At 44.2% G+C, this 11,151-nt stretch carries 14 protein-coding genes; 1 reads left to right on the top strand and 13 read right to left on the bottom strand.

Annotated elements, in window-relative coordinates; translation table 11 throughout:
- Positions 1–46: 46 nt before the first annotated feature.
- The 6 genes from ETC05_RS16395 to ETC05_RS16370 form a co-directional block, all read right to left on the bottom strand.
- Positions 47–232: a hypothetical protein gene (locus ETC05_RS16395; RefSeq protein WP_171661469.1), complete on the bottom strand. Its 186-nt coding sequence runs from the start codon at positions 230–232 to the stop codon at positions 47–49.
- 13 nt (positions 233–245) lie between these two features.
- Complete coding sequence (locus ETC05_RS16390; protein WP_171661468.1) at positions 246–854, bottom strand: replication-relaxation family protein; 609 nt, start codon at positions 852–854, stop codon at positions 246–248.
- A complete protein-coding gene (locus tag ETC05_RS16385; protein WP_171661467.1) occupies positions 790–1,962 on the bottom strand; it encodes an FtsK/SpoIIIE domain-containing protein in 1,173 nt (390 codons plus the stop codon). The genes ETC05_RS16390 and ETC05_RS16385 overlap by 65 nt, the downstream gene beginning before the upstream one ends.
- Before the next feature lie 130 nt (positions 1,963–2,092).
- Positions 2,093–2,263, bottom strand: coding sequence for a hypothetical protein (locus tag ETC05_RS16380; protein WP_171661466.1), 171 nt, complete (start codon positions 2,261–2,263; stop codon positions 2,093–2,095).
- Positions 2,260–2,454 carry a hypothetical protein gene (locus tag ETC05_RS16375; RefSeq protein WP_171661465.1) on the bottom strand — a complete coding sequence of 65 codons (195 nt, stop codon included), beginning with the start codon at positions 2,452–2,454 and terminating at the stop codon, positions 2,260–2,262. Before ETC05_RS16375 ends, ETC05_RS16380 begins: the two co-directional genes overlap by 4 nt.
- Positions 2,454–2,759, bottom strand: a complete 306-nt coding sequence (locus tag ETC05_RS16370) for a hypothetical protein (protein WP_171661464.1) — start codon at positions 2,757–2,759, stop codon at positions 2,454–2,456. The genes ETC05_RS16375 and ETC05_RS16370 overlap by 1 nt, the downstream gene beginning before the upstream one ends.
- 141 nt (positions 2,760–2,900) lie before the next feature.
- On the opposite strand from ETC05_RS16370, the gene ETC05_RS16365 reads away from it, so the two are divergent.
- The gene (locus tag ETC05_RS16365) at positions 2,901–3,131 is read left to right on the top strand and encodes a helix-turn-helix domain-containing protein (protein WP_171661463.1); all 231 of its coding nucleotides are present in this window, start codon (positions 2,901–2,903) and stop codon (positions 3,129–3,131) included.
- Positions 3,132–3,138: 7 nt separating this feature from the next.
- On the opposite strand, the gene ETC05_RS16360 is transcribed toward ETC05_RS16365, so the two are convergent.
- The 7 genes from ETC05_RS16360 to ETC05_RS16330 form a co-directional block, all read right to left on the bottom strand.
- Positions 3,139–3,762, bottom strand: coding sequence for a M15 family metallopeptidase (locus tag ETC05_RS16360; protein WP_171661462.1), 624 nt, complete (start codon positions 3,760–3,762; stop codon positions 3,139–3,141).
- Positions 3,746–3,940, bottom strand: coding sequence for a phage holin family protein (locus tag ETC05_RS16355; RefSeq protein ID WP_171661461.1), 195 nt, complete (start codon positions 3,938–3,940; stop codon positions 3,746–3,748). Before ETC05_RS16355 ends, ETC05_RS16360 begins: the two co-directional genes overlap by 17 nt.
- Before the next feature lie 2 nt (positions 3,941–3,942).
- The gene (locus ETC05_RS16350) at positions 3,943–4,137 is read right to left on the bottom strand and encodes a hemolysin XhlA family protein (RefSeq protein ID WP_368668049.1); all 195 of its coding nucleotides are present in this window, start codon (positions 4,135–4,137) and stop codon (positions 3,943–3,945) included.
- Positions 4,138–4,194: 57 nt separating this feature from the next.
- Complete coding sequence (locus ETC05_RS16345) at positions 4,195–4,545, bottom strand: hypothetical protein (RefSeq protein ID WP_171661460.1); 351 nt, start codon at positions 4,543–4,545, stop codon at positions 4,195–4,197.
- A gap of 3 nt (positions 4,546–4,548) precedes the next feature.
- Positions 4,549–9,108, bottom strand: a complete 4,560-nt coding sequence (locus tag ETC05_RS16340) for an LPD38 domain-containing protein (RefSeq protein WP_171661459.1) — start codon at positions 9,106–9,108, stop codon at positions 4,549–4,551.
- An 11-nt stretch (positions 9,109–9,119) separates the two neighbouring features.
- Entirely contained in the window at positions 9,120–9,404 is a 285-nt protein-coding gene (locus ETC05_RS16335) for an aggregation-promoting factor C-terminal-like domain-containing protein (RefSeq protein WP_171661458.1), read from the bottom strand.
- A gap of 83 nt (positions 9,405–9,487) precedes the next feature.
- Entirely contained in the window at positions 9,488–11,131 is a 1,644-nt protein-coding gene (locus ETC05_RS16330; protein ID WP_171661457.1) for a coiled-coil domain-containing protein, read from the bottom strand.
- Positions 11,132–11,151: the final 20 nt, after the last annotated feature.

Here is an 11,151-nt window from a genome sequence, read left to right as displayed (position 1 = left end):
TTTCCTGCCCCGCATACCACAGGAAATGAATACATAAAAAGGCGGATCACTCCGCCTTCTTTTCTTCCCACATCTCCTCAAGCGCGTCCTCAAAGAATTCACACGCTGCCAGCACACCGCTAACAAATGCTTGTTCCCGTTCGTCATTCATCTCCATCGCCGCGTATTGCAGTCGGTGATCTGCCACGATCGCTTGCAGCAAAAGCAGTTTCACCAGGATGTCTCGATTCATCTTCTTGCCCCCTCTATACTTTCAATAAGCACTCACAAGGCACGCCGTACTCCTTGGCGACCGCCTCAATTTGTCGCTTCTTTACGGCTGATACAGTGTAGAACAACAAAACAGGTTCTCCTAGTTGCTGTCGCTGGATAAAACGGAACAAGTATGCATAGCGCTCGATTTTCCGCTTGTTCTCAACCATCTTTTGTGTAATATCTACTTCCAGGAAGCACATTTTTCCCCGGTACGTAAACCGCGCATCGGACACAATGTTGTATTCCTTTCCGCCTTCTTTCCACCTTGTTTTTGCTTCAGCTTTCCAGTCGGACGGATAATGATAAAAAATATAGATGTCATTCCGCATGACAATATGTTCAATCGGGCTATTTCGTCGAATGGTCGCTTCTCCGCCCACCAGCTCTGCGCCTTTTTTGTTGAGATAATAGACGTCCTCGCCAATGCGTTTTGTGTGTGTGTATTCCCGGATGCCGTGCAGGATGCGATTGGCGTTGCGTTTGCTTCCCAGCTCAAACATGTGCTGTATTTGCGATCGCGAGAGGGCTTGCAGGCTATTCAAAGTGTATAGTATCTTCAACTGTCTTTCTGTCAGCTTCTCGACGCTCGACTTTTTCAATGCGGTGCACCTCCAATCGTTTCATCATCTCGTCATCGTCAATAAGGGGCGTCTGCACGATCGTTTTCTCATGCGTCTTGACGATCGCCCGCCCTTTTATGTCGGACGGTAATTCCTCGGCTCCATAGTCGTCGATAGCCACTTGCGAGGCATAGCCAGTCGGCAGGCGGAATGTGATTTTCAAGTCTGCGTTCTGCTTCACTTGTCGTGGAAGTGTGTCGCTGGTTGGATACTGCGTGCAAAAGATGAGACGGATGCCCAGCGCGCCGCCGATTCTCGCAATCTCTCCAAGAATGTGCTGGCACGCACCGAGCATATCCTTCTGTTCTTTCGTCATGAAGCGATCCGGTGCCAATTGCGCCCCTTCATCTACGATGACAAACAGACGTTTCTGAATTGGTGTATTCACCACGTTAGACCATCCATTTTGCTTGAATAAGGCTTCTTGTTGCTCCGTGAATACTTTTACCTTACCTAGCGATTGAAACGCCTCTACGGGGTTGCTAGCGACGTCTACGACCTGCTTCAGATTTTTATATCTCCCGAACTCTAGCCCACCTTTCATGTCGAGCACGACAAACTCAACGTCGTCAGGATGATGTTCAATGAGATACGTCATGATGTTTTTTAGCATAACTGTCTTGCCAAACCTCGTTGTTCCCGCTATCGTGCAGTGTGGAGTCCTATCGAAGTCATGGAAGTGCCAACCTTTTTCATTCAAGCCTAACGGGATCACCCAGCCTTTTTGATCCGGCACATCTTTATACAGCACTTTTTCCGGAATCTCACGGTGAAACACGTCAATGTACAGCCACTTTTTGAACGTCACTTCCACATATCGGTCGAGCGTTGCTTCCAGCACTTCCTTAACTGGTTCAAGTGTCTTTTTAGTCAATCCCAGTGGAACACGGTACACATATCGGGTGTACAAGTCTTTTTTCTCTTTTGCGACGAGCTTCGGATAGACGTGCTCACCGCGGACGGTTATACCCACTTTTAAGTGTTTAAAGGCGGTTTCTATATCGCGTTCACAATCTCCTTGTCTCCGCCGGCCGAACATGGCAGCCGTTGCGCCGACAGCCAAGGGGAGGAGGAAAAATTCAAGCATAAACATCACCCCTGGAGAGAAAAACTATCCCAAGCATCGGGTATATTCCCGACAGCTTGGGTATACAATGGAATACAGGAACATGGATCTGCTCACCCGTGTTCTGTATGGGAATGTGCGAGGGCAGACATCATAAGAACCAAATGGACAGCTGATGGATGAAATAGAGCAAGCCCGCGCATATTCCCGCCTGCATACCCACATTCAAAACAAAGGACACGCTATCTTTGTCTACCCACCCTTTGTTCTCCGCGTAGGCAATTCCGATCAACACAAGTCCACCGCCGATCACTTCGATCATTTCCGTTCCTCCTCGCACCAATAATAATCGCACTCTGCGCAAATGAATTCGTCTACCATTTCTAAATCGCCCGCATCTGCTTCGATACAAATAACTTCATCAACTTCTAACGTATCCATATCCACCCACGCCACTCCGTGAACAATCATTTGACCTTGAACCTTCACCGAACCACATTTCGGACATTTCATCAGTCATCCTCCTTCCTTTCCGATTGCCACTCGAAATACTCAAATAGCAGCGATTTTGGAATGGAAATTTGAATACATTCATCGTTATCCTCAATGCGACCGAGTTCCCTACCGATTTGTTCGTAAAGTGAATAATAGCCGCTGTATTCTTCGTCGTCTACTTCAAACCGCTTGATGTAGTTAAAAAGGATGTTCTTTTCTGCCTTGGTGTTTGCGGATTCGTACAATTCGCGAAGATAATCCGAACTATGAAGATACGGAGTGTGGCGCAAATACTCGAAAACAGCGCTTTTTCTTCGTTCCAACCATCATTCCTCCCTTCGTTCTTGATACAACATATGACGAACAGTTTGGGAGATATGACTTTTAATTTCCCTATTTGGGAACTAAAAATTCCTAGCAGGAATATAACGATACAAATGGAATGAATGATATAGGTGATATAGATGAAACATCAAATAGAGGAATTTGAGTTAGAAAGCCGAATCGGGGAATGGTTAGAAAAAAGCGGGTATCGGAAAAATTATGTAGCCAAAAGATTGGGGGTAGGGATACGGCAGTTAAACAAATATATCAATGGGGACAGCTTTCCGTCTGTACCGCGTTTGTTTATGATGGCGGAACTATTCGGATGTACGGCAGATGATTTATACAGAAAAAAAGCCCCTAAATCCTAGGGGCTTATCATACCTTTCCTTCTTTGATCGCTTTGACTAGTCCATATACCACATGCCATAGATACAATTGATTGACCGGCCGTGTAGGATTTTTGCCGTCTGTAATGCCAAGACACCGCAATGTTTCGATGACTTCCTTGTCTTTTTCGGTTAATTGGTATTCACTCACTTCCGATTCCTCCTTTGTAGGCGGCCTTTTCCCTGCACGCAGGTCAGCAAGAGAAAGACCGAATGTATATTGGAAATGAGGATAGTCTTTGAAGTCTTCCCAATCGCCACCCCATTCTAATCCAAGTGATTTCCCAAGCTGACCAACGCGCTTCCACTTTGCGTCTACATTCCAATTTACGCTACCATCGGGATTCAGCACGGCAAAATCAAAAGCGAGTCCGAAATTGTGATACGAATAGCCGCCTTTTGCCTTCGTCACAATTTTGCCCGGCTTCGTTCGACCTTGGGCGTATAGTTCGTTTTGTTCCTCAATCGAGCGAAAACCTTGCGTAATGATGATGTTGATTCCTTCTTTATACGCCTGGGAAATCAATTGACGCGCTTTCGTTGCGACAATCGGGTGAACACCAACTAACTTTTTATCTGCCCTCTCCAATAGTTCTTTAAGACCGATCGTCATGATACCACTTTCCTTCCTTTGGATTGGAGATGATACCTAATGTAATCAAGATTGTCAAAATAACATCGACGTAGGCGTGATATTTCTCTGGTGTGATATGAACCCCTATATCTTGAAGAATCATAAAAAGAAGGGAAGCCACTGACACCCACAAGCCATAATTTTTAAAACGTTCCATCTTTACACTCCACCTTTCAACAATAAATTAAGCGCAGCTAATATTACTGCGCCTAAAATCAATCGAACGGTCCAGGATGTGTTGGACTCAATTTTCTCGATTTTGTTTTCAATTTTGTCAATCTTGCTGTCATGCACCGCAATTCTCGTTTTCAACTCAATCACATCACTTTCTAGTTTTTCGATACGGTGTTCCACGATTTCACAACCTTTCTATCCTTACCTTTTTCCTTAATGAAAAAGAGGACTGAATTATCAGCCCTCTCTTGGTACGTTATTATCTTTGTTCCGATTCAATGACCAAACTAAATATCCCGTCAAAATCCACGTCGGAAGCAAAATACCTATTATAATAGACACTAGGATTTTAAATGGTTCTGTTAGTTCATCTCGATAATGAATAGTCATAAACATTCCAACCGGGAAGGTAATATACCAAAAAATCAACCCTGCACTTAAAGCGATTTTTTGTTTCCGATACAATTTAATAGCTGTCTTTATCGTTAAGTAAAAACTTCCCGATAAAAAAATAACAATAAAAATGTACCCGAATACTGTTAATAACCATTTGATAATCGGCACATCATCAATAATCGGCAAAATCATCACTCACTTCTGTTTTGTTGATTCTAATGCTTTTCGAGCCAACTCCCTCATTTTTTTATCGTATTCATCTAACTTCTTACGTTTCTCCTCCGGAGTTAGTTCGTAACTTCCTTGTACTTCGCGATATTTGCTGCGAATCTCGCTAATTTCTCGACTGGTACGGCGTAGTTTTTTGAGTTGTTCTTCTTTTGCGTACTTACGACCGTTTTTCTCTGCTGACTTTGCTTCTTTGTTCATACGGTCAAGGGTTTCATAAAACTCATTCATCACCCGACCGCCGCCCGTAGAATCTACCGTAAAAGCATTGATAATCGGCCATTCGGACCATTTCTTGGCTTCTGGCGGTGGCATCTTCCCTGCTCCCGCTTTCTCTAACACTTTATCCAATCCTGCGGTTGCATAACGGCCTAATCCCGCTCCGTATCCTCGAATGAGGTTGTCGATCTTATACGGCGAATAATTCAAGACCTTCCCTAGTGTTCGTGCTGTTAAGCTAGTCGATACGCCGTATTGGTCTTCCGGTAATAAATCTTGGTCACGCTGCGGCACAATCGGCATTTCCGTAAAGAAACTTTTGTTTGCCCAGTTCTCAATAAGCGGCGCAATCCCCGTGAGCATGTAAGGGATTTTTAACAGACCGACCGCGGAATCTTTCGCGAACTCGTCAAACCCTCTTGGGTCATTCTTATATGCAAAGTCAAGTAATTGTTCAAATGGATTGGAAAAGATAATCGCAAGGTCAAACGGTTTCGGGATACGTGCTAATTCATCCGTGCCCGGAATTGGCAAAATAAAAAAGGTATCCTTCAACCATTGCGGCGTATTGCGCCACGTTTCTTTTTGCTTATCATTCGCAAGGTATTGCATGGCCATATAGGCCCCGATAGTAGGTAGAGTTACCCCGACTATCGCTTTAGTCCATGCCCGCATGGCTGTTTTTGCTGGACTACGAAAAAGCGTGCGGAATAATTTGTCTTTCCCTTGGATGTTGGCATTTAAGAATGTGATAACCTTGTTCCACTCTTTAATGGCCGAACCGCTACGGGCAAAGTCCATTAAGTCACGGGATTGAAACGCCGCTTCTTCAATGGTTTTCCCCTTTTTCAGCGCCTTTTTAAACTCCCCTAATTTCGTTGCTTCTTCTGATAGTTCAGAAAGTGCTTGTAACAGCCGGAGCCATTCTTTTGGATTCACAATCGTTTTGAATCCTTTATTGAGTGGGTGTCCTTCTCGTTTGAGTTGACGCAACTGTTCGCGCAAATAGTTGCGGTCTACGCTCATTAAGTTCCCATATCCGCCGCCGGCACGCGCCCATAACTCGTATAAATCAGAACGGCCGAATTTACCCTTAATTGCTTCCCATAAACCCGGGATGAAATCAAAAAGCGGATTATACCCATTCTCGGATACGATAAATGCTTGGAATTGGTCACGAATCGGGTTACGAATCATAAACTCCGGAGTTAAGGTCGCCCCTGCACGTAACGCCCGAGCAGGGATAGATAGCATTTTTAGTACAATATTGGTAGATTCTTCATCTAACAATTGTACCGTGCGGTATAACTCCTTATCAAGCTGAAGTTGGATTGGTTCACCATCTTTGTATACCGTCACGACATGTTCTTTGGCCGACTTATTGCCGCTCACGATTTCAACATATTTCCCTGCGCCTTCGTATTCGGCAAGCCGTAATAATTCCAAGCCCACCTTGTTCTTTTCAGCCGCATTAACGATGGCAAAGGTGTTCTTGATTAAGTTTTCCAGCGGGTCGATCACATCACGCGTCGAGCCTTTCATGCGTTTAATCGGGTTCGTGATGTTCGCAAAACCTTTGGCTCCTAGTCCTTCTTTCACATCGTCTTCAAAGTAACGGAAGAAAGGAACATAGTTAGGATACTTCTTCCGCATAGCGTCAACCGCTTCTTGGCTGATGCGGCCGGATTGCACAAGCATATCAAGCAAGTTGTTGGAGTACATCACGATCTGTCTTTGGATTTGCCGCATTTCCGGTGAATCATACTTTTGAATGACCGCATCAATTTCCGCTTTCGTAAATCCCGATTCAATTCCTTGCGCTTCTAAATCACGGGCATGAACAGCAGCAACATAATCGCCTACATCTTTGGTTGTTAAACCATATTCATCAATAGGCTGTAAAATTCGCTTTAAATCCATCAAAATTCGTTCTGCAATCTTTGGAGCGCCAGCCGCTAAACGCATCCGCTTATACAAGGATTTTTCCGCGCTGTTGATTTGTCCGGTTATTTCTTTTTCGATTCGTCTGGCTACGTCAAACTTGTCAATAAGTTGGCTGTATAAACGGTCAATTTTTTCGCCGATCGGCTCTTTTTTGCCCACGCGGTCGATTTTTCCTCTGAAACGGAACGCTTCGCCTTGTTCAATCCAAAGGTCTACGTCCTGTTGAGTTTTTAACAAGGCCGACTTCACGTTTTTCGGAAGCACATTCTCAAAATGCTGACTGAACATCGGCGCTTCTTGTACGGCTTTTTCCGGGTCGGTAAGGAACAGGCGGATAAATTCGGCTAATCCTTCTTCACGGACTTCTTGCTCTGTGTAATTGGCAGCGGAAGTCGCTTGGCCTAGTTTTAATAACTCATGGTCAAATTGTGGGTCGGTGAGCTTGAATTTTTTATCTAAATGGTGCCCGATTTCGTGTGCAATAACTTGAATGTCGCCATATCGGCGTGTTCTTACCACTTCCGGGTCTACTTTGTAATACCCTTGCACATCATCAGACACTTGCCCTAAACGGCCGGAACGGATAGGTATATTGAATCGCTTCTGAATGTTTTCAAGCAATTGTCGGCGTGTGATCGGTTGATAATAGGCGTTTTTATTACCTGTTTTCCGCTTGATATAGTTAATGGCTCGACTGAAAACAGAGTCATTGGACATGTCTTTAAACTGTTTGTCGCCTTTTGGTTTTCGTAATGGAATTGTTTCGCTTTTCATAGTTTTTATGCCATATGGTAACTCATCAATCGGCTTGAAATATTCACTGTTTTCTTTCTTCTTGACAATTGGATTTTTCACCGCTTGTTGAATTGCTTCGTATTCTTTCTTGGTTGCTTCATATTGTGCTTTGGTATCGTCTAATGCCCGTAAAATCGCCGCTTTTTCTTCTTCCAGCGCATTAATAATCGGTTGAAGAGCCGGAGCGGTTTCATCCGTTAATTCCATTTTTAAAGCATCAATTTGATCGTCGATTTCTTGCACCGCTTTCGGTTTCCATGGTGGAACTTCCCCAAACTCATCCACAAATCCTTCGCGTACATGTTGTTCTGCTAACTCACGTAAATCTTTGTCTGTTGGTGGGCGTTTATGAACACGATAAAATTCTTGATACCATCCCGGATTTTCAGAAATACGCCCATAACGACCTACAACATCCCCTAGTTCATCACGAATGATTCCACCCTGTTGAACTCCTTTTCGGTTGGTTAATGAAGATTTTAAGTATTCGTATTGCTGCTCTACTGCTTGGTTAAATTCTGCTAGGGATTCGTCCAATTTGGCTTTTAGATCATTTAAGCGATTTTCTGTTTGCTTAAGAATGTTATTTGCTTCTTGTCGGCTAACAATACGACCGTCCGGCATCCGATATTCCGTAATTGGAGCAAAGCGGCTATTGTATACCGTGTTTTTAATCCATTGATAGGTTGGTGAATTTAAATCAGCAAGCGTGGCTTTCGGCATGAGTTTGTTTAATGTTTCTATGCTTGGTGTGACCGTTCGACCGTTTAAGTATGGAGCTTCTTTCATCGGTAATAGATAGTGTTGGATTCCTTTTCCGATTCCGTAAGCAATCGGGTCCGCAATTGCGCCTGCTGCCGTACCTAATCCAATGTATTTCAGATTATCAGAAGCAGAATAATCTTGCGGATTGATCGCTTCACGCACACCCACTTCCGCCGCGGATAATCCTAATCCTGTGAGCGCTCCTTCTTTCGCTAATTGACCAATTTTCGAAAGCCCCTGCGCTTCTTTTGCGCCTAAACCGATGGCTTTCAATCCTTTGGTTGCGCCAATACCCGGCAGCAAATATCCCAAACCGGTAGAAGTAAAGTCGAGAATATTGTTTGCAAGCCCTTCCCGATCACTCCGATACCATGCGTCTTTTCCGGTGACTTTCTTTTGAATCTCACCCGGCGCGCCTAGCAATGCGGAATCAAACGCACGTTGGCCAAAACGGTTGATTTCTTCCGCTCCTTTGCTGACTTTCATGTTCAATTGATTTTTAACCGCTTCTTCAAAGGATACATCGTCAAACGGATTCAACGCTTGGAAGGCATTTTTAAACGTTTGCCCAATGTTATCAAGGAGACTAGGCTCTGACTTTTTCTTTTTCTTGGATGAAGAAGAAGCACTCCCTTTTTTGGAAGTGCTTTTGGTTTCGGTTTTGACCGGTGTGAGAAGCGAATAAAATTCTTCGGTGGTCATATTGGCGCGCGCTTTCCGTACTTGATCGTAAAAAGAAGAAGACGCTTCTTTACTCGGATTGGTTAATCCTTTTTTCTTTCTGTATTCATCATAAAAGCTCATGGTTTCACCCCTTAATACCAACCCTTATCATCCCAATGCTTCAACGCTTCAATCGGGTCGCCGTAACGGTCTTTTACATAATGAATCGTTAAGACTAACTGATTGAACGGTGTGTCGTACTTAATGCCGTATTTCTTTTCGTATTGCTCACGAGTTGATTTCAAGAACTGGCCATATCCATAGGCGCTGGATTTTGGATTGTCGGCGTTCGGATTCCATGTCGATTCACGCCCGACAAGCTCCATAATGTACGGTGCCCAACTTGCCGGCACGCCTGCCGCTTTAATCGCTGGCATTAATAATTGATTAAACTGCTTAAATCCCGGTGCTTTTGCCGCTTCGTTTCGTGTTTTCCAGAAGTTATCGTATCCCCCCTTCCCTACTTCCCCTGAAAATTTTTCATCAACTGCTCTTTGTATTTTTGTAAACCGTACATGTTGACGAGTTTATCTGTATCCGAATCACTCAAACCTAGGCCTACAATGGCATCGAATAAGGCTTGTGGGTTGGTGACTTTGTAACTGCCGTTATCCGTCTTTCGGAGATAGATTTTATTGAGTTGATCTGTGTATTTCTTCAAGTCGGTTGGCTCCGGCATCTTCTTCAATTCGATTTCTTGTTTAGCAAGGTCAAGTCGTTGTTGTTCAAGATTGTAGTCTTGCTGCTTCCAATATTGATCTGCATCGAATTGTTTTTGATTGAATTCTTTTTCCCATTCGAATTTGGCTTGATCGAGTATTTGCGCTGCTTGTGCGAGGGACAACTGACCTAGCTGTACCCGTTTTTGAAGCTCAAATTCTAGTGCTTGTAACGTCGGTTTGCCTTGGAATACGCCTGTTAATCCAGCGGATTGAATCAAGCGATTCCATTTTTGCTCGGACTCCCATTCTGCCCGTCTTCTCATTTCATCATCACGGCTTGCTTGGAATTGTTGATATGCTAAAGTTGGCTGGCCGTTATACATGCCGGTGAGTTGCGCTTCTTGCATTTGGATACCACGTTGACGGTCTAATTCCTCGCGAATCCGTTGTTGTATCAATGTCGGCGCTTGTTGTTCGAGCATCTTAATTTGTTCCGCTGCTTGTTGAGCTAATAAAGCGTTGCGGTTGTAAATATCCGCATTTCTTGCGGCGATGTCACGTTGTAACGCTTCGGTCGCTTGGTTGTAAGAAGTTATGTTTTGCCCTAGTTGATAATCTAAACCGCCACTATAAAAGCCGCCACGACGGTTTGCAAGCATTTGCGCTTGTTGGTCGTTGACGGCTTTTTGCTCTTGTAACTTTTTCAATTGTTCGGCTAAATAAGCGTTGTTTTGCTGGATTGCTAATTCATTGGCTTGTTGCTCTAGTGCTAATTGGTCTTGTATCGCTTTCTTTTTCGCTTCAATTTCCGCTTGAATTTCTTTCTCTACTTCCTTGGTAATCCGGCTTTTTGTCGGGTCAAAGTTCCATTTATTCGCAAGGGTGTTGTATTGTTGCAGTTGCGCATCGGATACCCCTTGGTTATTCAGTAACATGTCATCAATCTGCCGCAAGAAGCGCATTTCCTTCTCTTTGGTGTAATCGGCGTATGGGTTCGCCGCCCGATACGCCCGCTCGGCTTTCGGGTCTAGGTCTGTAATAGTGAGTCGTCCGTCTTTCCATGCATTTGCCCCATACGTGTTCATTAAACGCTGATACGTCGATTGTTGGGCGCTCGTTGGGTTAGGGAGTTGGGAATATTGCCGCATAAAGCGATTGGCTTTGTCAATTTCTGATTGCAAATACGGATTTACGGTCGGTTGCGGTGCTGGCGGCTTATAGGCACTTCCCGTCAGCAATTTATACGTGCTATCCTGTGCTGCACTTGTCGTTCCACCCGATTGTTTAATCTCGTTATATTGGCGAATAAACCTTTCTTCTTTCGCTTGTTTGTCTTGGATGGATTTCAATGTTTGCTGTTGTGCTGGGGTCAGTTTGCCGCCGGATTTCGTTATTTCGCTGGTTTGCCGCAAAAATCGCTGTTCTTTCTCAGTTAAAGGCATCGTATCACTCCTTTACAGAA

The sequence above is a fragment of the Geobacillus sp. BMUD genome (assembly GCF_013096845.1).
Classification (GTDB): domain Bacteria; phylum Bacillota; class Bacilli; order Bacillales; family Anoxybacillaceae; genus Geobacillus; species Geobacillus vulcani.
Note: the sequence above shows the minus strand (reverse complement) of the source record. Positions and strands in the feature narration are given on the sequence as shown.

What these genes read in the sequence shown, in the direction of transcription:
- ETC05_RS16395 (WP_171661469.1), bottom strand. Translation starts at nt 232, where the DNA reads ATGAATCGAGACATCCTGGTGAAACTGCTTTTGCTGCAAGCGATCGTG.
- ETC05_RS16385 (WP_171661467.1), bottom strand. Translation starts at nt 1,962, where the DNA reads ATGCTTGAATTTTTCCTCCTCCCCTTGGCTGTCGGCGCAACGGCTGCC.
- ETC05_RS16380 (WP_171661466.1), bottom strand. Translation starts at nt 2,263, where the DNA reads ATGATCGAAGTGATCGGCGGTGGACTTGTGTTGATCGGAATTGCCTAC.
- ETC05_RS16375 (WP_171661465.1), bottom strand. Translation starts at nt 2,454, where the DNA reads ATGAAATGTCCGAAATGTGGTTCGGTGAAGGTTCAAGGTCAAATGATT.
- ETC05_RS16365 (WP_171661463.1), top strand. Translation starts at nt 2,901, where the DNA reads ATGAAACATCAAATAGAGGAATTTGAGTTAGAAAGCCGAATCGGGGAA.
- ETC05_RS16360 (WP_171661462.1), bottom strand. Translation starts at nt 3,762, where the DNA reads ATGACGATCGGTCTTAAAGAACTATTGGAGAGGGCAGATAAAAAGTTA.
- ETC05_RS16355 (WP_171661461.1), bottom strand. Translation starts at nt 3,940, where the DNA reads ATGGAACGTTTTAAAAATTATGGCTTGTGGGTGTCAGTGGCTTCCCTT.
- ETC05_RS16345 (WP_171661460.1), bottom strand. Translation starts at nt 4,545, where the DNA reads ATGATTTTGCCGATTATTGATGATGTGCCGATTATCAAATGGTTATTA.
- ETC05_RS16340 (WP_171661459.1), bottom strand. Translation starts at nt 9,108, where the DNA reads ATGAGCTTTTATGATGAATACAGAAAGAAAAAAGGATTAACCAATCCG.
- ETC05_RS16335 (WP_171661458.1), bottom strand. Translation starts at nt 9,404, where the DNA reads ATGCCAGCGATTAAAGCGGCAGGCGTGCCGGCAAGTTGGGCACCGTAC.
- ETC05_RS16330 (WP_171661457.1), bottom strand. Translation starts at nt 11,131, where the DNA reads ATGCCTTTAACTGAGAAAGAACAGCGATTTTTGCGGCAAACCAGCGAA.